General features: G+C 61.2%; 14 protein-coding genes. 7 read left to right on the top strand and 7 right to left on the bottom strand.

Annotated features, from left to right (window positions below):
* The first annotated feature begins 237 nt into the window (after positions 1-237).
* Positions 238-3,966, top strand: a complete 3,729-nt coding sequence (locus CF68_RS36455; protein WP_084187408.1) for a hydantoinase B/oxoprolinase family protein — start codon at positions 238-240, stop codon at positions 3,964-3,966.
* A gap of 107 nt (positions 3,967-4,073) precedes the next feature.
* Positions 4,074-5,051, top strand: a complete 978-nt coding sequence (locus tag CF68_RS24110) for a Bug family tripartite tricarboxylate transporter substrate binding protein (protein ID WP_035823675.1) — start codon at positions 4,074-4,076, stop codon at positions 5,049-5,051.
* Positions 5,052-5,114: 63 nt separating this feature from the next.
* On the opposite strand, the gene CF68_RS24105 is transcribed toward CF68_RS24110, so the two are convergent.
* The 4 genes from CF68_RS24105 to CF68_RS24090 all read right to left on the bottom strand — a co-directional run bounded on the left by CF68_RS24105 (position 5,115) and on the right by CF68_RS24090 (position 9,642).
* Positions 5,115-5,840, bottom strand: a complete 726-nt coding sequence (locus CF68_RS24105; RefSeq protein WP_035823673.1) for an aspartate/glutamate racemase family protein — start codon at positions 5,838-5,840, stop codon at positions 5,115-5,117.
* A 2-nt stretch (positions 5,841-5,842) separates the two neighbouring features.
* Positions 5,843-6,862 carry an ABC transporter substrate-binding protein gene (locus CF68_RS24100; RefSeq protein ID WP_035823671.1) on the bottom strand — a complete coding sequence of 340 codons (1,020 nt, stop codon included), beginning with the start codon at positions 6,860-6,862 and terminating at the stop codon, positions 5,843-5,845.
* 88 nt (positions 6,863-6,950) lie between these two features.
* The gene (locus CF68_RS24095; RefSeq protein ID WP_035823669.1) at positions 6,951-8,375 is read right to left on the bottom strand and encodes an aldehyde dehydrogenase family protein; all 1,425 of its coding nucleotides are present in this window, start codon (positions 8,373-8,375) and stop codon (positions 6,951-6,953) included.
* 145 nt (positions 8,376-8,520) lie between these two features.
* Entirely contained in the window at positions 8,521-9,642 is a 1,122-nt protein-coding gene (locus tag CF68_RS24090; RefSeq protein WP_035823667.1) for an AraC family transcriptional regulator, read from the bottom strand.
* 285 nt (positions 9,643-9,927) lie between these two features.
* Here CF68_RS24090 and CF68_RS24085 point away from each other — a divergent pair, with 285 nt between their 5' ends.
* Both CF68_RS24085 and CF68_RS24080 read left to right on the top strand, forming a co-directional pair.
* Complete coding sequence (locus CF68_RS24085) at positions 9,928-11,265, top strand: UbiD family decarboxylase (protein WP_035823665.1); 1,338 nt, start codon at positions 9,928-9,930, stop codon at positions 11,263-11,265.
* A gap of 1 nt (position 11,266) precedes the next feature.
* A complete protein-coding gene (locus CF68_RS24080) occupies positions 11,267-11,899 on the top strand; it encodes a UbiX family flavin prenyltransferase (RefSeq protein WP_035823663.1) in 633 nt (210 codons plus the stop codon).
* Between the two features lie 141 nt (positions 11,900-12,040).
* Here CF68_RS24080 and CF68_RS24075 read toward each other — a convergent pair whose 3' ends face one another.
* From CF68_RS24075 to CF68_RS24065, 3 genes are read right to left on the bottom strand one after another with little or no spacing between them, the layout of a single operon-like run.
* Positions 12,041-12,958 carry an ABC transporter permease gene (locus CF68_RS24075; protein ID WP_035823661.1) on the bottom strand — a complete coding sequence of 306 codons (918 nt, stop codon included), beginning with the start codon at positions 12,956-12,958 and terminating at the stop codon, positions 12,041-12,043.
* Entirely contained in the window at positions 12,955-13,737 is a 783-nt protein-coding gene (locus CF68_RS24070; protein WP_035823660.1) for an ABC transporter ATP-binding protein, read from the bottom strand. The genes CF68_RS24075 and CF68_RS24070 overlap by 4 nt, the downstream gene beginning before the upstream one ends.
* Before the next feature lie 50 nt (positions 13,738-13,787).
* Complete coding sequence (locus tag CF68_RS24065) at positions 13,788-14,777, bottom strand: ABC transporter substrate-binding protein (RefSeq protein WP_035823659.1); 990 nt, start codon at positions 14,775-14,777, stop codon at positions 13,788-13,790.
* Positions 14,778-15,195: 418 nt separating this feature from the next.
* On the opposite strand from CF68_RS24065, the gene CF68_RS24060 reads away from it, so the two are divergent.
* From CF68_RS24060 to CF68_RS24050, 3 genes are all read left to right on the top strand, one after another.
* Positions 15,196-16,371, top strand: coding sequence for a porin (locus CF68_RS24060; protein WP_035823658.1), 1,176 nt, complete (start codon positions 15,196-15,198; stop codon positions 16,369-16,371).
* Positions 16,372-16,452: 81 nt separating this feature from the next.
* Complete coding sequence (locus CF68_RS24055; RefSeq protein ID WP_051591660.1) at positions 16,453-18,117, top strand: thiamine pyrophosphate-dependent enzyme; 1,665 nt, start codon at positions 16,453-16,455, stop codon at positions 18,115-18,117.
* Positions 18,114-19,439 carry an NAD(P)/FAD-dependent oxidoreductase gene (locus tag CF68_RS24050; RefSeq protein ID WP_051591659.1) on the top strand — a complete coding sequence of 442 codons (1,326 nt, stop codon included), beginning with the start codon at positions 18,114-18,116 and terminating at the stop codon, positions 19,437-19,439. Before CF68_RS24055 ends, CF68_RS24050 begins: the two co-directional genes overlap by 4 nt.
* The last annotated feature ends 42 nt before the right edge of the window (positions 19,440-19,481 follow it).

Genomic DNA, 19,481 nt, shown 5'->3' with positions numbered 1-19,481 from the left:
AAGAGCAGCCGTGACACCATGGCTCGCGGCCGAGTAGACATGCCGGATACGGCACTCCCAGTACATTAGTTCCGCAATCCTCAATGTTCCGCCGAATCAATACTCCTGCGGCAAACCTCGGTTCATACAATGCGCGGCAAGGCATTGCATTGATCACGTAACGGTACGCCGAGGCTATATCTCCCGTCTCCATCGAGAAATAACCTCCGTACATCACGGCGAGGAGTATTTCAGAAAATGGTCAGGCTGGGTATTGACATTGGCGGTACGTTCACCGATTTCGCACTTGAGGTTCTTCACGATGGTGCCGTGCGTCACCACTTCCTGAAGATACTGACAACACCCCACGCACCAGAAGTTGCAGTTGTGGAAGGCACCCGCCAGATACTCGCAGCAGTTGGCCTTCAACCGGCTGACGTCAAAACACTGGTACACGGCACTACCTTGGCGACCAACGCAGTCATCGAGCGTCGCGGCGCACGCATCGCGTTCCTTACGACAGAGGGATTTCGCGACACCCTGGAAATGGGCAACGAAAGCCGGTACGACCACTATGACCTTCATGTGGAAAAGCCAGAGCCACTCGTCCCACGCTGTCTGCGGCTGACAGTGCGGGAACGCCTGGCGTCGGATGGCAAGGTCCTGGTGCCCTTGGATGAGGAGGGCTTGCAAGAACTGTTTCCGACCCTTGATGAAGCAAAGGTGGAAGCTGTCGCGATCGGGTTCTTGCATAGCTTTGCCAATCCCGAGCATGAACGTCGGGCCGCGGAACTGCTACGCGCATGGCGTCCGGGGATACGCGTTTCCCTGTCCTGTGAGGTCGCACCTGAAATCCGCGAGTACGAGCGCTTTGCCACCGTTTGTGCAAACGCCTATGTCCAGCCCGTCATGGCGGGATACCTTGAGCGCCTCGAACGCGAAATGGATGCCCTCGGCATCTCCGCGCCATTGATGCTGATGTTGTCCAATGGCGGCTTGTGTGAAGCCGAGGTAGCACGGCGCTTTCCGGTACGCTTACTCGAATCGGGGCCAGCAGGCGGGGCTATTCTCGCCGCCCATGTGGCGCGAACGCTCAGGCTGGATCGTGCGCTACTCGTCGACATTGGCGGGACGACAGCGAAACTCTGCTTTATCGATCATGGCGTGCCCCAGACTGCGCGCTCGATGGAAGTCGCGCGTATCGCGCGGTTCAAGGCGGGAAGCGGCATTCCGCTGCGCTTTCCGGTCATCGAACTGGCTGAGATTGGCGCCGGTGGCGGCTCCATTGCGCACCGGGACACGCTTGGGCGGCTGCAGGTGGGGCCAGAAAGTGCCAGTTCGGTGCCCGGGCCTGCTTGCTATGGCCGAGGCGGCACAGCACCTACGGTCACGGACGCACATCTGCTTCTGGGGAGAATCGACCCGGACGAATTCGGCGGCGGCAAGATGCAGCTCGATCCAGGCGCAGCCCAGCGCGCGTATGAACAACTGGGCGATGCACTCGGCATGTCGGCCCAGGACGCCGCCTGGAGCGTGTGTGAGATTGTCGACGAGAACATGGCCAATGCAGTGCGCGAACACGCCGTGGAAGTCGGCAAAGGGCTGGATGGCCGCACGCTGATCGCCATTGGCGGCATGGCTCCGCTCCATGGCGCTCGCCTAGCCGCCAAACTGGGGCTGGACCATGTGATCGTCCCTGTCGGCGCGGGCGTGGGTTCCGCATTAGGCTTTCTCCGGGCGCCGGTTTCGTTCGAAGCCACCCGCAGCGTCCAGCTTTGCACGGCGCAGTTCGACCCCAATGCTGCCAATGCCATCGCCGATGACCTCATCGCAGACCTGCGTCAGCTGGTTCGCCGCGCTGCCTCGACGCAACCCATGATAGAGCATCGCATGGCCTGGATGCGCTACAAGGGCCAGGGCCACGAGATTCGTGTCCAGTTGCCGTCGCGCCGGTTCCAGGCCGGTGACGGCGAGTTCCTGAGGGAAGCCTTTGAGGCGGCCTACCACGCATCCTATGGCCGTACGGTCGAAGCGGGACAGGTCGAGATCCTGGGTTGGACCATCAGGGTCGAAGCGTCAGACGCCCAAGCATTACACGCGCCGATGCCTGCCCACCAACCCGCCGCCCGGTCGATGGGCGCAGCGTCACCGACGTTTCGCGATGCGTTCGACCAGGGTGCGAGAACCTGGAAGCGCTACGCGGTTCATCGCATTGCCGAACTCGGGCAGGCCGATCCTCTACCTGCGCCGGCTCTCCTGGCGACAAACGAAACGACAGTCGTGGTTCCGCTGGGATTCAGCTTTGCAGTTGGCACAACCGGAGAGCTCCAACTCCTGCGTGATCAGGATCCCGGCGCCCAAAGCAGCACCGTCGCCGTCACCGAAATGCCAGCTAGCATCCGCCTGCAAGTCCTGTGGGACCGGCTCAATGCCCTGGTTGAAGAGCAGGCACGCACCATGATGCGGACCGCATTCTCGCCAACGGTACGGGAAGCCGGTGACCTGGCGGCCGGACTCTTCGATCTGCAGGGACGCCTTGTCGTTCAGGCGGTTACCGGAACACCAGGGCACGTGAACTCCCTTGCCGCGTGCACGGTGCACTTCCTGAAGAAGTACCCGCTCGCGGAAATGAACGAAGGCGACCATTTCATTACCAATGACCCGTGGCTTGCCTCGGGGCATCTGCACGACATTACGGTGATGTCGCCGGTATTCCAGGCTGGCCGGCCCATCGGCTTCTTTGCCTGCACCTGCCATCAGGTCGACATCGGCGGCCTTGGTATGGGGCCGGATGCAAGATCCGTCTATGAAGAAGGCCTTCAGATTCCAATGCTCAAGCTGGCGCGAAAAGGCCAGCTGAATGAAGACCTTCTTGATATGGTGCGAGTCAACGTGCGCCAACCTGAGTCAGTGATTGGCGACATCCTCTCCTACGTCACCGCCAACGAGAGCAGCGGCAGGCGACTGGTGGCAACGCTGGACGAGCTGGGCGAAATGGGGCTGAAAAGGATAAGCAGCTTTGTTTGCGAACGCTCCGCCGCCGGAATGCGCGCAGCGCTCGAAAAACTGCCGCATGGTACGTTTCGTCACAGCATGAAGCTCGATGGTTACGATGCGCCAGTGCATATCGAATGCCAGGTCACGATTTCCGCAGACCGCGTTTCAGTGACCTTCGATGGCACTTCAGCCGCCAGTCAGCGAGGCATCAATCTGGTTCTGAATTACACACGCGCCTATGCCTCCTTCGGCGTACGGGCGGCAGTCGCGCCTTCCGTTCCCAACAATGCCGGCTCGCTTGCGCTCGTCGAGGTCAATGCCCCCGTGGGCTCAATCCTCAATGTAGAGCGCCCGGCCCCGGTCTGCGCACGACATATCATCGGGCAATTCCTGCCGGAAGTTGTCCTGGGCGCGCTTTCCGCTGCGATGCCTGACAGCGTGCCGGCAGAGGGCGCAGCATGCAACTGGGGCCTTCAGTTGCGCGGACAAAGCTCCAGCGAGCGACAGCAGGGGTTCGAAATCCTGTTCTTCAACTCTGGCGGCTCAGGTGCGCGTCCGAACAGCGACGGGCTCTCCGCAACTTGCTTCCCAAGCGGCATCCGCTCCATACCGGTGGAAATCTGCGAAAGCGTTGCTCCCATTGTCATATGGAAAAAGGAACTGCTGCCCGGATCGGGAGGCGCCGGCAAATGGCGAGGTGGCCTGGGTCAGCGCGTGGAAGTGTCCACCCGCGACGGCTCATCATTCCAGTTCTTCGGTCTCTTTGACCGTGTGCGCAACCCTGCGAGAGGTCGCAATGGCGGCATGGACGGTGCACCGGGTTGGGTTGGCCTCACCACCGGCGAGACGCTCAAGTCGTTAGGCTTGCAGACGGTTCCGTCTGGCCAAGTGCTGCGCATCGATGTTCCTGGTGGTGCGGGCTTCGGCTGCGCCGAATCCCGTGACAACGACGCACGTCGACGCGATGCCGAAATGGGATATGCAGCATGACAAGCGGCACGGGGATAAGGACCCCATCCTTATGACATTTGACTCTAAGTGGCCTCTGGTCCATTAGCGGAGAAATCTTAACGTAGTTCATCACCACATAAACTCTCATGAAATCATTCATCGCTTCATTGGCACGCTGTCTTGTGGTATTGCCCGTGGCTCTCGCGGCACAAAGCGGTGCGGCACAGGAGGCGCCGGTCAGGATCCTGGTGGGCTTCCCGGCTGGCGGCGTCACTGATGTCGTGGCTCGACTGCTGGCCAAGGGCATGCAGCCAGAGCTTGCGCGGGCGGTCATTGTGGAAAATCGTCCCGGTGCGGGAGGTCAGATTGCGGCACAGGTCCTAAAAGCTGCCCGCCCTGATGGCAATACACTGTTCCTGACTAACAGCCATACCACTGCCATGATCCCCCTTACGAGTCTCCACCCGGGCTTTGATCCCGAGAAGGACTTTATTCCGATTGGCCTGGTAGGGACGATGCCAAATTTCTTCGTCGTGAATCCTGACATCGTAGGAACCAACGTGGACAGCCTGAAGGCGTTCTCACAATGGGCAAGAGAAAAGCCCGGCCGGGGCAACATCGGCGTTCCGGCGCCAGCTAGTGCGCCGGAGTTCTCCGTATCGCTGCTGAACAAGGCCTTCGGTGCAGACCTCAAGGCCGTCACCTACCGGGGCGATGCACCAATGGTTCAGGACTTGCTGGCGGGGCAGATTCCCGCGGGCATCTGTGCGATGGCCGCCGCACTGCCTCATGTTCGCGCGGGTAAGCTCAAACTGCTGGCCGTCGATGGCCCCGAACGACTGGCTGGCTTTGACGTTCCCACCTATGCCGAGCGAGGCGTGGGCGGCCTGAGTGACGCCATGACAATCGGCATCGTCGCACCGGCCGGCATCTCGCCCGTGCTGGTGACAAAGTACAACGCGGCGATAAACAAGGTCGTCGCGTCCAAGGCCTTTCGCGACCGGGTTGCGGAATCCGGCATCATCGCCAGCACCGGTACGCCGGATGACATGGCGCGCATCACGGAAGCCAGCAGGAAGGCCAATGCACTATTGGTGAAGGCGGCTGGGTACCAGCCGCAGTAAGAACCCGGGGGCAGACTGGCGGGATCAGTCTGCCGCCACATCCCCCGGGTTGGAGGCAAGGCCTCAATCGTAGTAGGCAGGCTTCACACTCGCGTGCAGCCAGTTGACCAGTGTGACCGTATCGAAAACCGGCAATCCGGTCGCCTCGCGTATCGCCCTGGAATGCCGCGGGAAGTTGGCACACTCGCAGACGATCGCGCCGACATCTGCGTGCCGTTGCAGCAGGCGCCGTGCCGCCGCGACAACTTCCAGGCGATGCGCATGTCCGTCCACCCGCAGCCGGTTTTCGCGATGGTCTCGAAGGAACATACTGCTTTCATCGAGCGCTTCGACTGGCAGGTCAGGCGGCACGCCGATTGCACGCAAGACTTCGTCGGTGAGCCCCGCGCGCGTCGCCGCGAGAATCCCGACGCGGCGTCCCGCCGGCAGCAGCTGTCGCACCATCGGAATCTGCAGCAGGCTGGACGTTGCGACCGGAACCGGGCAGCTTGCAGCCAGCCGGGATTGCAGCGGTGCCAGGAAGCCACAACTGGTGGCGATCGCATCGACCCCAGTTGCCACCAGCTCCCTGGCGCCCGCGACCAGGGTAGCCAGCATCCCCTCTGTGTCGCCACGGGCTGCCGCCGCGGCATCGGCGCCGCGCACGACCGCATACTGGACCGGGAACGGCCAGGTTGCGGCATGACCGACGTCGCCAGGCAGCCGCTCAAAGCCGGTGTCGAGCATCAGGATGCCAACCGCAACGCCGTGTACGGGGCGTGACCGCCGTCCCGGATCAGATGCGTCCATTTTCAGTCAACGAAGCAATTGCACGAAGCCATGCTGGCAGGAAGGGGCCGGCCCAGCTGAGCAAGCTTCTTGCGGCTGATCAATGTCGTGTAGTCATCCGGTCCCGGTTTGAGGGGGGCGAGCTCAGACGGCCGTTTTCCGTCCAGGATCTTCACCGCAAGTTGGGCCGCCTGCGCCCCCTGGGCCGCATAAGATGCCGAGTATGCGACTGCCACGACCCCGCTCTTCTTTATCAACTCAGTCTCCGCGCTCAGGATAGGAATCTTGTAGCGGTCGGTAACGGAAGCCACGGCGGGCATCGATGACTGTACGAGATTGGAGCCGATGGCATAGACGAAATCGACGTCGGACAGCATCTGTGTCCGCTGAGGCACGTCCATTGAGGCATCCACGCTCACACTGCGCAAAACCAGGCCCTGGCGCGCTGCCGCGGCTTCGATCGCTTTGACCGCAACCACATCGTTTGCCTCGCCGGGAGAATACAGCACGCCAAACCGCTTGGCGCCGGGGAACATACGCTTGGCGAACGTCATCACCGCATCGTAGTCCATTGCGCTGGCCGAGCCGACGAAGCGAGCGCTGCCTTGCCGCCAGTTCGGCACGAGCCCGGCCGCCACCGGATCGCTGATCAAACAGAACACCATCGGCAGAGACTTGTTCGTAATACTCGAAAGCGCCGCCTGGGAAACCGGGGTTGTGACTGTCAGGATGACCGCCGGCTTCTTCGCCTCAATCTGTCCGAGGATCTGGGGGATCATCGCAGGCGTGAAATTCGCGTCGCTGTAGACGTACGTGGTGTTCTTTCCTTCCACGTAGCCGTGCCTGCGCATTTCCTCCTTGAAGCCAGAAACGCTCTGATCCAGCGCGGGATGCGGACCAAAGTTGGCAATGCCGATTACGGTCTTGCCTTGTGGCACGCTCTTGGCTGCCGGTTCCTGCGCCGCGGCTGCCGCCGCCAGCGCGCTCAGCGCGAGTGCCAGGCCCGCAGCCACGGCGCGTGCCGTCTTGTGTGTTTTCAACATGGGCGTTTCCTCTGAGGAACAAAGACGTCCGGGTTCTGGGCGCCCCCACCCGCTGCCTGGTGCCGCGGGCGGAAAGCGGGGCCGCAGATCAGTCGATCTCAGACAGCTCATCCAGCGGCTTGATTCCGCCCTCGTTCGCGATCAGCGCGCGTTTGCGGACATAGCGCAGGATGCTCGTGGCGCCATAGCGCGAACCGCCCATGCCCGAGAACTTGAAAGCAGTTTTTTCGCCGTCGAACATCATGCCGCGCTGCAATTCCGTGTCGTTGATGCTGACCCCGCCGGCCTCCATGCGCGTGGCGAAATCGCCGGCGGTATGCGTATCCGGGCCGAACACGGCACCGCTCAAGCCAAAGATGGTGTCGTTCGCAAGTCGCTCCGCCTCGTCTTCGCTGGCAAAGCGCATGACCGGTACCACCGGACCGAAGGTCTCCTGCGTCATCAAATCCATCGAGTGATCCACGTCAATCACGATCGTGGGGTCGAGCCATACCGCGCCGCCAACGTTCTCCACCACGCCACCCGTTACCACGCGCGCACCTTTGACAACTGCGTCCTGCAATTGGGCGCGGACGATGTCTCCCTGGGCTGCGTGGATGAAAGGGCCATAGTGGCCGCGATCGCCGGCGGCGGCGCTGCGGCGCATGCCCTGGACCTGGCGGACCAGTTCCTCTACGAAGGCATCGTGGATCGACTCGTGGACGTACACCCGCTCGATGGCATAGCACACCTGACCGGTGTTATAGAGCGCACTGCGTAGAATGCTGGTGGCGGCGCGCGCGAGGTCAGAACCGGCCAGCACCACGGCCGGATCCTTGCCGCCGAGCTCCAGGAATGCCGGGATGAAGCGCTCCGCAGCGGCAACGGCAATCTTGCGTCCGGTCGGCACGCTGCCGGTAAACACGATGGCATCGACTTCCGACAGCAAGGCGCGGCCGGTTTCCGCCGCGCCCTGCAGAAGGCTGATTACCCCGTCCAGCCCGGGCACGTCGACGATCGATGCCTGCAGGGGTTCCACGAAACGTGGCGTCACCTCACTCGGCTTGATGACGACGGCTGCGCCCGCCAGCAATGCCGGAATGGCATCAATGAACGAGAGCACCAACGGGAAATTCCAGGGGCTGATGACGCCGACCACGGGATATGGCACCAGGGTCGTCTTGAACACGACATCGCTGTTATTGCGGAACTTGCGGAATGGCTGCGCGAGGACTTCGGGTGCCGCCTCACAGTATCCATGAATGAAGTGGATGACCGCACCAAGCTCTTCCCGCGAGATCCTGGTGCGGCCAGTGTCGTCTGCCAGCGCACTGGTAATGGCATCTGCCCGGATTTCCAGGGCCGTGGCCCAGGCCGACAAGACCTGTATACGGTGTTCGAGTCCCTTGCCGTACCACTCCCGCTGCGCGTCGCGTGCCCGCGCCACGGTCTTGCCTACCGCATCTGCATCGGCGGCGACAAATTCGTAGTCTTGCGCGCCGGTGCGGGGGTTCCTCACTTTGATAACTGCCATGCGTTCCTCGTCGTTGATCGCACCCGCCTCTCGGGTATGGGGACGATCCTATGCGAGGACCACGGCGCGCAAGGGCGCGCCCGCAGAACGAATGCCAATCGACTAGGAAATGCTGCAGATTCCCAATCTCCGCAGAGGCGCGGCCTTACAAATCCTCTGCTGCGGTAACCCCCGCGGATGAAGAACGGGCCCGCACGTTGCGCAAGTCTGCCATCCGCCTGGCATCCTTGGGAGCGAAGCCAAAATAATCGCGGAATGACGCCGTGAAACTGGTCTGGTGCTGGTAGCCCACTGCGAACGCCACCTCGTTGACACTCAGGCGTTCGTTCCCTAGCAACTCCAGTGCCGTGTCCATGCGCGCCCGGTGGCCGCATTCAAACACCGTCATGCCGTAAAGAAACTTGAAGCCGCGCTTGAGCTTGGATGTGTTGGTCCCTACGGCGCGCGCCAGCTCTGGGATCGTCATCATGTGCCGAAGGTCACCGACAAGAAGATCTCGTGCCTTCTCAATCAGCCGCAGGTCCCGGGAAGAGAACACCTCGGCGGTGTGATGGCTCTCGAGATAGGCCTGCCACAGATCCAATGATGCGCACATCACCTCGTAGGCCTTGGCTTGAGCGAAGAGCAGGCGCCGATAGCCTTCGTACGGATTCTCCAGCAGTTGCTTGACTGCTGTCAGCACCTGAGGATTGACCGGCATTTGGTGGCAGAACACTTGTTCGTTCCGCAGCTTCTGCAGTTGCTGCCAAAGCGGGCCATCAACGCCCAGGGAGGCCCTCAGGAAACTGTGGAAATAATCACGGCTGATATAGAGGCCAACAGAGCGCCAGAGGCCTGGACCGCAAGACACTTCATAGTGCATGTCATCGCCCTGGTACACCACAGTCAGATTCGGCGAAGCGACTTCGATCCTTCCGGTCTCCGAGAACTCAACGCTCACCGGACCGGCCACCATGAAGTGGAATTCGATATACCCCTCGGGCAGCACGCTCTCGCTATGCTGCCGGGTCAGGTGGCCGTCCGAGACCACCAGGAGAATCTCGTCCCGGATGCTGATCAGCTCCCACTTCCCTTCTTCTGGATCGTCAGAGACCGGAACGGTGCCACCGTACAGGCCAGCCTCTCCGTGCGGAGCGGAAGACAAGTGTCCCGGCTGATCGCGAAGTGCGCTGAATGCCTCGCTGGTACGAGCATGACGGCCAGCCAGGCGCGTACGGAACAAGCCATTGTTTCCCGGCTCCGGCAACGTAAGATTCAAACTGGCCATCGTGTCTTCCTCAAGCAGATTCTGGATTGCGCCGCTACGCGTTTTTTTGCGGGCGCGATTGACCGGAACGTTGCAACGCCACAAACGCCAGCGATGCCTCCGCCCCCCCGGCAAGACCGGCGCAATGTCGCCGCTTGGCGGCTCATCGTAACGCCATCCGCGGCCGCCCTTGTTACCTCAAATGAATTGAGTTCGGATTTCCTATGTTCCCGGAGCTCTCGCACAGGCGGAAAAGGCGCCCGTTAAGGTAACGTCAGACTACCTTCCGAACTATCCGAGAAAACCATGAGGCACTACCTGAGCCGCCTGCAAGCACGCGGCGACCTGGCAATTGTGGAGCGCGAAGTCGAGCCCCGTTTCGAAGCGGCCGCTATCGCACGTCGACTGCAACGTGTCTCGAACCAGGCCGTGCTTTTCAAGAACGTGCGCGGCTCCGCACTTCCGGTTGTCATGAATATCTACAGCGACCATGAACGCCTGCGCGAGATGATCCGCTGTGGCACCCGCACCTTCTGTGAGCGGCTAGATGAGGAGATCGAAGTCGCAGCAACCCTCCAGACCTTTGCGGAAGAGGATTCCCAGCCCGAGCGCCTCGAAAGCGGAAAGCTCAGCGACCTGCCGATCCTGACTTACCACGAGCGCGACGGCGCGCCATATATCACCTCCGGCGTCTTTCTCGCGCGTGACCCTGACACAGGCGTGCCTAACCTGTCATTCCACCGCTCGATGGTGATCTCCGACGGCGAACTTCGAATCCGGCTGGGAAGCTCGCACGATCTCGCCCGCTATCAGGCCGCCGCCGAGCGCCAGGGCAAAGCACTGGAAGCCGCCATTCTGATCGGAGCCCCTCCCGAAGTGTTCATGTCCGCCTGCGTCTCGTTGCCTCCCCAGGCTAACGAACTGGCACTTGCCGCTGCGATGCGAGGCGGCCCGTTGCGCACACGCCGGTGCCAGACCATCGATCTTTCCGTTCCCGCCGCCACGGACATCGTGATTGAAGGCAGGATCCTTCCGAACGTGCGCCGCCCGGAAGGTCCGTTCGGCGAATTCATGGGCTATTACGTCGATGTGGGTGACAACCACGTGTTCGAGGTCACCCACGTCTCATGGCGCAAAGGCGCAATCTTCCAGGGCCTGATCTGCGGCTCCGACGAAGACCTGCGGCCGCTCGAGGCTGCCACCGCAGCGCGCGTCTATCGCGCCATCAAGGGACAGGTACCGGGCATCATCGATGTGTCGTGCAAGCCCACCGTGATGAACACCGTCATCAAGCTCAGGACGCAGTACGAGGGGCACGCGCAGCATGCGCTGCTCGCGGCAATGGGTGCGCATCTCGACTACAACAAGCTTTGCATGGTGGTTGACGAGGACGTCGACATCTACAACCTGGACGAAGTCATCTGGGCGTTCGTGACGCGGGGACGCGCGGACACCCGAACCATGGTGCTGAGCAATGTCCCGGGCTTCTACCGCGATCCGCACAAGGATCACTGGGGCCGCCTTGCCATTGATGCGACCAAACCCTGGGGACGCGAAGCGGAGTTTGAACGAAAGCGCATTCCTGGCGAAATGGAAATCGAACTTGGTAAGTATCTGCCCGGCTTTGCCTCGGAGGTGCGCTGAGATGGCCAAGGACCGCACCCGTATCGTCGTTGGCATCAGCGGTGCCACCGGCGCCATCTACGGTGTCCGGCTGCTGGAGGCCTTGCGGCAGTTCGATGTCGAAACGCATCTGGTGGTGTCGGCATCGGGCTGGCTGACCTTGCAGCAGGAATGCAGCATAGACCGACACGTAGCGCGATCGCTTGCCGACGTGGCCCACGACATCCGTGACATTGGTGCCAGCCTGGCAAGCGGCTCCTTTCGCCACCAGGGCATGGTCGTGGCGCCCTGCTCCATGCGAACACTGGCCGCGGTCGCTCACGGCTTCAATGACAATCTGCTGACCCGCGCCGCAGACGTAACCCTGAAGGAACGGCGGACGCTGGTGCTCCTCGCAAGGGAAACGCCACTGACCCTGGCCCACCTCCGAAACATGACGGCGGCAGCCGGGATGGGCGCGGTCATCATGCCCCCGGTGCCGGCCTTCTATGCCTTGCCTAAGACGCTCGACGATCTGATTGGCTATACGGTATGGCGGGTGCTGGATCAGTTGGGCCTCGCTTCGGAATCTGCCTACCAGCGCTGGGAAGGTATGCGGACCCACATGCAGTCGGTGCGCGCACAACCTGACGATCCCGCCGTGCTGCACGCCTGACCGGCCAATTGGACGGGATGCCGCACTAAGGAAGCGCTGTCCCGCTGTTCAAACCCAGAAAAGAAGCCGTCCCGGAGGACGGCTAAAAAATTGCGGGCGGAGACACCCCGCAGATCGAACCGCTAATTAATCCACCTCGAATCAGGCTGCCCGTGCAAGGCGTTCCTGCATCGCCTTGCGCGACTTTCCTGGCTTGCGCTTGGCAAGGATAAGAAGTGTGATCAGTACAAAGACAGCCGTTACCATCTTCAGGTCCGACGGCTGGAAGCCAAAGGCGAGCACGATCGAAATGAGCTGAAAGTACACAACCGAACCCAGCACCGGCGCTGCCACCTGCCGCAGGATCGTACGGTTCCCGATAATCGCCTCGCCGAGCAGCAGCGATGCCAGCCCGTTGATCAGCGTGCCGAAGCCCATATTGACGTCGGCGAAACCCTGATTCTGCGCAAGCAAGCCGCCTCCAAGCGCCGCGATGAGATTTGCCAACCCAAGCCCCACGAGCACATAAACCTTGATATTGATGCCCTGCGCCTTGGCCATCGCCACACTGGAGCCAAGCGAGCGCATGGCCATCCCGTGCTGCGTTCCCAGAAACCAGAAGATCAGGGCGATAAGCGCGATATCCACTACGGCAAGCAGTGCAATTCGGCTTGTCAGGGTGCCGTCGTCGCCAGGCAGGTATTGGAAGAGATTCGGGAAGGTGAACAAAGCGGTGTTAGGCTGACCCATGACCCGGATATCGATCGAATACAGCATGGACAGCACCAGGATGCCACACAACAAGGTATTTACCTTCACCTTCTCATGAATGTACGCGGTGGCGCTTCCTCCCAGGAACCCCGCTGCGGCACCGATGAGCAGCGACGACACAGGCTCCAGGCCGACGCTCAGGCATTTCGCAGTCACGCATGCACCAAAGGCTAGGGTCCCTTCACCTGTCATGTCTGCGAAATTCAGGATCCGGAACGGGATCATCACTGCAATGGCGATCAGGGCGTAGATAAGCCCTTGCATCAGGCCCATTGGCACCAGGTTGAGGAATGTATCGAACAGGTTCATGCGCTCACCATGCGAAGAGATGGGTTTTCGTCGTCGAAAGCGGCAATCAGTTTTTCAACTGTCATGCGCCGTTTCTGCTCCAGGGACAAGTCGGCAACAATGGCGCCATGCCGCATCATGATCAGCCGGTTTCCATACTGCAATGCATGGTTCATGTTGTGCGTGACCATCAGCGTAGTCAGCCCAGCCTGGTCAACCACTTGCGAAGTCACTCGCATCACGGCTTCAGCGGTGCGTGGGTCCAATGCCGCGGTATGTTCATCAAGCAGCAACAACTGAGGCTCACGAAGCACCGCCATCAGCAACGAAAGCGCCTGGCGCTGTCCGCCGGAGAGCAATCCGGCCTGTGCTTTCATCCGATTCTCCAGGCCCAGGCCGAAGCTGCCAAGCCGCTCCTGAAACTCGCGCGCCTGCGCAGAAGTCAGGCCACGACCGAAGGATCTACGCTGCCCGCGCAGTGCGGCAACAGCAAGGTTCTCTTCAATATTGAGCGCCGCGGCAGTACCGATCGACGGATCCTGAAAGACTCTGGCGATGTACTTGGCACGCAAATGCGTGCCAAGCGCGGTCACGTCCACGCCATTGACCCGGATGCTCCCCGCTTCAGGCAGGACTTCGCCGGCGAGCATGCTGAGCAGCGTCGATTTTCCAGCCCCGTTTCCTCCCACCACGACGACGAAATCCCCAGGCTTCAATTCGAGTGAAACGCCATCGATCGCGATTCGTTCGTCGGGTGTACCCGCGTGGAACGTCTTGCGCAGGCGTTCCACCTGCAACATGGAGGCGGCATTGGGAGATGAATGAGACATGTTGATGGCGCGCCTGGCAGTTAGTTGATAAAGCATTGACATGACTCCATCGAGGGCGGAATGGTCAGCCCGAGTTGCTTGAACTTGGTCGTATTGATCGTGGAAACGTAGTCTTGCGGGGAGGGTGTCAGCACAGGAAGCGTTGCCGGCGCGGAGCCCTTGAGCACGCGCGATGCCAACGTCGCCGCATTGATGCCGATTGAGCGAAGGGAAACCGCATAGTTGGCTGCGGCGATGCCGCTCTTTACAAACTCAGTTTCCGAACTCAGGATCGGGACTTTCAGCCGGTTGGTCACGGACGCTACCGCCGGCATGGCTGACTGCACCAGGTTCGAGCCTGTTGCGTACATGAAGTCGGTGCCGCGCAGCATCTCCGCCCGCTGAGGGATATCAGCGGCCGTGTCGACACTGATCGCCTTGAATGTCAGCCCTGCCCTCCTGGCTGCCGCCTCGAGTTTGCGGGTAGTGGTCACGTCATTGGCTTCGCCAGGGTTGTATAGGGTGCCAAATGACCTGGCGTTCGGAAACAGCTTCTTGGCGAAGACCAGCACCGCGTCAAAATCCTGCAAATCCGAAGCACCGACAAAGCGGCTGCTGCCATGGTCCCAGCCTTCCACCAATCCGGCGGCAACCGGGTCAGTCACCATGGCAAACACCATGGGGAGCTTGCGGTCGGCCACCGCGGATAGCGCCGTCTGAGAAACCGAAGTCGTCAGCGTCAGGATCAGGGCAGGCTTCCTCGATGCAATCTGGGTGAGCATCTGCGGCATTAAGGCCTGCGTGAAGTTTGCGTCCCCGTAGACATAGGTGGTGTTCTTACCCTCCACGTAGCCGACGCGCGCCATTTCCTCCTTGAATCCGGCAATGGTTTGCGAGATGGAAGGGTGCGGGCCAAGGTTGGCAATCCCGATCACGGTTTCCGCATAGACAGCGGGCACGATACCCAGCACGGCACCGGCAACGGCGGCGCAGGACAAGGTATGCAGCAGGAATCTCTTGTGACGTGGCATGGGTATCCTAAGGCAGGGAAAGGACATCGGGGCTGTATGAACAAGGCGAGCAACGCCGTGCCGGCCAGGAACTTTGTAGCATCGATCCCGCGCGGTTTTTTTCCGCCAGGGCGGACAACTTCCGATCAACTTAATGTTTCAGCCCTTTCGCCTCAATTTGTCGGCATCGAACGGCCGCGGGGCCGATCCGAGTAAGGGAAAATGCTGACCCCGATCTCGTCCACGTACGCTGTCAATGCTCCCAATTGTGGCGATCGAATACCGATTGCTAGGAATTCCGCTCAGAGCCGCCCGGCCCGCTTGTACACACAATTGCTCTGGCCTAGTCTGCGCTAGCCTCGTGCTGCCCGTGTTGTCAAGCCCGGCTCCATTGCGCCGGCACCGGACCGCGACGTGGCACACGAAAAGGGGAGAGTCAATGCAGTCGAAGCGGGGAGAAAGCACTAGCAAGGTGCGCAAGGTAGGGCAAGCGACGTTGGCTGCCGCCGTTCTGAGCGGATGCGCAGGCAGCGCGCTCGCCCAGAGCAGCGTCACGCTTTATGGGTTCCTCTATAGCGGGTTGCGTTACGTCAACAACAGCGGTGGCAATCACGTGACGGGATTGGCAACCGGCCCATCGCGATGGGGCCTGAGAGGTCAGGAAGATCTTGGCTCCGGATTGCGCGGCCTGTTTACGCTGGAGAGCGGCTTCGACATGAGCACAGGCAACTCACGACAGGGCGGCAGGCTCTTTGGCCGCCAGGCGTATGTCGGTCTGTCTGACAGTTCCGCAGGTACGGTGACACTGGGGCGCCAGTATGACCTGGTGGCGGAGTGGATCGCGCCGTTCACCCCTCCTGGCAAGTGGAACGGCTACATGGCGCACGTCGGCGACAATGACAACACCAACTGGCAGTTTCGGATCAACAATGCGGTCAAGTATGTCACGCCGAGCTTCGGAGGCTTCCAGGCCGGCGCCATGTATAGCTTTGGCGAAGTTGCAGGCGACAGTCACCGCAACTCGACCATGAGTTTTGGCGTTACGTACGCCGGCGGGCGCTTTCGCGCCGCGGCGGCTTACCTGCACATCGACAATCCTGCAAGTGCAGTCCCGGAAGGCAACTGGAATACCATCCTTTTCCCAGCCGTTTCACCTACGTCGCCACTGCAGCCCAATCGCATCAGCCCGTCGAGCATGTCGGTTGCCGCGCTTGCTGGCCAGTACGACCTCGACAAGCTTAAGCTTGCCGTGTCATTTACCCAGAGCCGCTACAAAGACCTCGGCGATGCCGCGGACGGGCTGACCGACGGTGATGTGCGCTTTAACAATATCGACATCAATGGATCCTACAGCTTGACGCCTGCCTGGCAATTAGGCCTGGGGTACACATACACGGCCGGGAAGGTACAACCGACCGGGTTCGCGCCGAAATATCACCAAGTCAACGCCGTAAGCAATTATTTCCTCTCCAAGCGAACGATTCTCCAGGCCGCCGTTGCGTACCAACGCGCAGCGGGGGACGCACAGAACGCCTACTTGCTGTTCGGCAGCGGCGGCGCGTCGAGCACAAGCGGGCAGCTCATGTTGCTGGCGGGTATTTTCCACGTCTTCTAACCGGGCCCAGGGCACAACGGCAAGGCGGGTAGATGGCCCCCCGCCTTACGGCAGCCCCGCCCACCTGTTGCACCCATTGTGATGAACCATGAAGCCAAGTCGGCCCGCTCCGGGGCCGCTATCCTTGCCGACCTGATCCAGGAATATGGGCACCGGCACGTCTTCCAGATCCCTGGTGAGGGCATCCTCGAACCACTGGATGCCCTCGCCACTCGGCACCCCGAAATCAGCCTTGTCACCTTTCGCCACGAAGCAGGCATGACCTACGCCGCGCAGGCCTATGCGCGGCTCGGCGACCGGCCTTCCGTCTGCATGGCTGGTCGCGCTCCGGGCGCCCTGAACACAGCCTTGGCGCTGCATACCGCCGATACGGATGGCGCGGCGATGATTCTTGTCGTCGGGCAGCCGGCTGTTGCGGAGGCCGAGCGGGACCCGATGTCAGGATTTGATTTGCAGCAGGCGTTGCGCCCGCTCGTGAAGGACGTCATCACTGTTACCACCGCCACGAGACTGCAAGAAGGGATGATGCGCGCATGGTGCAAGGCAGGCAACGGTCGACCCGGCCCGGTGGTCCTCGTTGTCACCGAGAATGTTTGGCGCGAGGATGCCACCTGTGCTCCCCTGCCTGCGCCATCCATGCCAGAGCCAGCTCCGGCGCCAGAGCAAGTCGCTGCGGTTGCAGCCCTTCTGCGCGAAGCCCGTCGCCCGGTGGTGCTGGTAGGCGGCAGCGGTTGGAACAACGCTGCGCGACTACGCCTACATGCATTGGCACAGAGCCACAACTGGCCAGTTGTCGCTGGCTACAGACGTGCGGATCTTTTCGACAACGCCGACCCACACTATGCAGGCGAACTCGGTATCGGTCTCAATCCGATGCTGGCAGAACGGATAGCGCAAGCCGACCTGATACTTGCCATCAACATTCGCCTCGGCGAGATCAATACGTTCGGGACCGGTGGCTTCGGCGGATTCCGTTTGCTCGATCCCCCACAGCCGACCCAGCGCCTGGTGCACGTACATGCCGGCGCCGACGAGCTCAACCGGGTCTATCGCGCCGATGTGGCGACTCAAGCTGCACCGGGGCCCTTTCTCAACGCGCTTTCCGAAGCCCTTTCTGCGACGTCAGCGTTTGCCTCTGATGCCGAATGGCCAGAAGGCTTCCGCATAGCGCGCGATGCGTTCATCAGGAAGGGCGGCTGTCCAGGACCTGTGGATCTGCGCAAAGTCTTTTCGGCGCTGCGGGAACGCCTCCCCGATGACACAGTTTTTACCGTTGGCGCCGGTGCCTACGCTATCTGGTTACATCGCTACCTTGCGTTCCGTCAGGCCGGCACCATGCTTGGACCCAAAAGCGGTGCCATGGGATATGGATTGCCGGCCGCCATTGGCGCAGCGATGGCGCAACCGGATCGTCTGGTGGTAGCCGTAGCCGGCGACGGCTGCGTTCTCATGCATGGCGAAGAGCTGGCGACTGCAGTCCAGCAAAATCTGCGCATCATCGTCATCGTTATCAATAACCAGGGATACGGCGCCATCCGGAGTGCCCAGCTCCGGCAGTTCGGACGTCCTGTCGGCACCGACTTGCGAAACCCGGATTTCGTCGCATATGCAACGGCCTTCGGCGCCCTCGCGGAACGCGTGCAGACGACCTCGGAATTCCTGCCGGCTCTGAAGCGCGTCCTGAATGCAACCGGCCCTGCGCTGATCGAGATTGCCGTACCCAACACCGTAGCGAAGCCCGAATGAACAAACCTGTCTCCATCGCCGTCGTCGGTGCCGGTATTGCCGGACTCACTGCAGCCTACAGGCTCTCGGCTGCCGGCTTCACCGTTCAGGTCCTAGAAAGCCAGTCGGCTGTGGGCGGGCGAATGGCACAACGGAGCGAGGGCCCCATTTCATACAATACTGGCGCTCGCCTGATATATCCGTTTGGCCAGGCGTTTCACTCCTTGCTCGCCGAACTGGATCTGACGCGTGCGCTTGTACCGCTACGCAAGCTCGGCGCGAACACCTCCGTCGGCGGCGATCGTTACCGCGTCGAGCTGATGCCTGGCCCGCGCATCCTCATGACGCCCGGTCTGGATTGGCGTAGCCGGATGCGCATGATCGCGGCCGGTGTCAGTCTCGCGCGCCTGCGCTCGCGCACCGACCCGGACGCTGCAGCCTCATACTTGGCAGGCGATGCCGAAACGCTGGCGGACTACATCAGCCGAACCATCACACCTGCCGTACTGAAGCTGCTCATCGAACCCATCTTCCGCGGAACGCGCAGCTGGAATCCGGAGGAGATTTCGGCGGCATTCTACGTGAGTACCATGCCGCATCTGCTAGGCAAAGACACCGTCTACACCCTTGAAAAAGGCATGGGCCAGGTGACTCAGGAATTGGCCCGGCGGGTGCCCGTTCTTTGCGACGCAAAGGTCTATGCCATCGCACGACACGCCGATGGCGAATGCATCGTACGTTATCAGCGCCTAGGACAAGAGCATGAGTTGCGAGCGAACGTTGTCGTCTGCGCCACGGAAGGCGCGCACGCGGGCAATCTTATTGTCGATCCACTGGACGCGGAGCGCTCAATGCTCGATGCGGTGCGATATAACAAGCTGGGGGTCGTCCACTACGCGCTGGATGGGGATATTCCCGCCGCGCTGGAGTTCTCGGGCCGTCAATCAACGACTCGCATCGCGACCTGGCAACAGTTGCCGACAGCTCCCGAAGCGGGACGTTCGCACGCGCAACTCTACTGTCAGCTGACACCCGAGGCAGCCGAGGAAGCACATCGCCTAGACCTCTCCAATTCGCTCGACACCCTTATCCGGTCGGAAATCAGGCAGCGCATTCCCCGCTTCGATAGCCGGGTGCACGCTGTTGTCAACCAGTGGATTCCATACAAGCTGCCGGTTTTCTACCCGGGATATTGTCAGAAGGTGGTCGACTTTCTCGCTTGGCAATCTAAGGAGAGTAGATCCGTTTACTACTGTGGCGACTACCTGTCCCAAGCACTCCTGACCGGCGCTTGTGCGAGCGGCAACGCAATCGCAAAGGCAATCCTGGCGCACCATGGTTAGAGCCGGGTAACGGCATCCCCTTATACGGAAGTAGGACCGTCT

This window comes from Cupriavidus sp. SK-4 (assembly GCF_000611125.1).
GTDB lineage: Bacteria > Pseudomonadota > Gammaproteobacteria > Burkholderiales > Burkholderiaceae > Cupriavidus > Cupriavidus necator.
This window is presented reverse-complemented; position numbering and strand designations above follow the sequence as displayed.

Excerpts from the sequence above, each read along its gene's own strand:
- CF68_RS24055 (WP_051591660.1), top strand. The coding sequence starts at position 16,453 with ATGAACCATGAAGCCAAGTCGGCCCGCTCCGGGGCCGCTATCCTTGCC.
- CF68_RS24105 (WP_035823673.1), bottom strand. The coding sequence starts at position 5,840 with ATGGACGCATCTGATCCGGGACGGCGGTCACGCCCCGTACACGGCGTT.
- CF68_RS24110 (WP_035823675.1), top strand. The coding sequence starts at position 4,074 with ATGAAATCATTCATCGCTTCATTGGCACGCTGTCTTGTGGTATTGCCC.
- CF68_RS24065 (WP_035823659.1), bottom strand. The coding sequence starts at position 14,777 with ATGCCACGTCACAAGAGATTCCTGCTGCATACCTTGTCCTGCGCCGCC.
- CF68_RS24050 (WP_051591659.1), top strand. The coding sequence starts at position 18,114 with ATGAACAAACCTGTCTCCATCGCCGTCGTCGGTGCCGGTATTGCCGGA.
- CF68_RS24095 (WP_035823669.1), bottom strand. The coding sequence starts at position 8,375 with ATGGCAGTTATCAAAGTGAGGAACCCCCGCACCGGCGCGCAAGACTAC.
- CF68_RS24090 (WP_035823667.1), bottom strand. The coding sequence starts at position 9,642 with ATGGCCAGTTTGAATCTTACGTTGCCGGAGCCGGGAAACAATGGCTTG.
- CF68_RS24085 (WP_035823665.1), top strand. The coding sequence starts at position 9,928 with ATGAGGCACTACCTGAGCCGCCTGCAAGCACGCGGCGACCTGGCAATT.
- CF68_RS24060 (WP_035823658.1), top strand. The coding sequence starts at position 15,196 with ATGCAGTCGAAGCGGGGAGAAAGCACTAGCAAGGTGCGCAAGGTAGGG.
- CF68_RS24070 (WP_035823660.1), bottom strand. The coding sequence starts at position 13,737 with ATGTTGCAGGTGGAACGCCTGCGCAAGACGTTCCACGCGGGTACACCC.
- CF68_RS24075 (WP_035823661.1), bottom strand. The coding sequence starts at position 12,958 with ATGAACCTGTTCGATACATTCCTCAACCTGGTGCCAATGGGCCTGATG.
- CF68_RS24080 (WP_035823663.1), top strand. The coding sequence starts at position 11,267 with ATGGCCAAGGACCGCACCCGTATCGTCGTTGGCATCAGCGGTGCCACC.
- CF68_RS24100 (WP_035823671.1), bottom strand. The coding sequence starts at position 6,862 with ATGTTGAAAACACACAAGACGGCACGCGCCGTGGCTGCGGGCCTGGCA.
- CF68_RS36455 (WP_084187408.1), top strand. The coding sequence starts at position 238 with ATGGTCAGGCTGGGTATTGACATTGGCGGTACGTTCACCGATTTCGCA.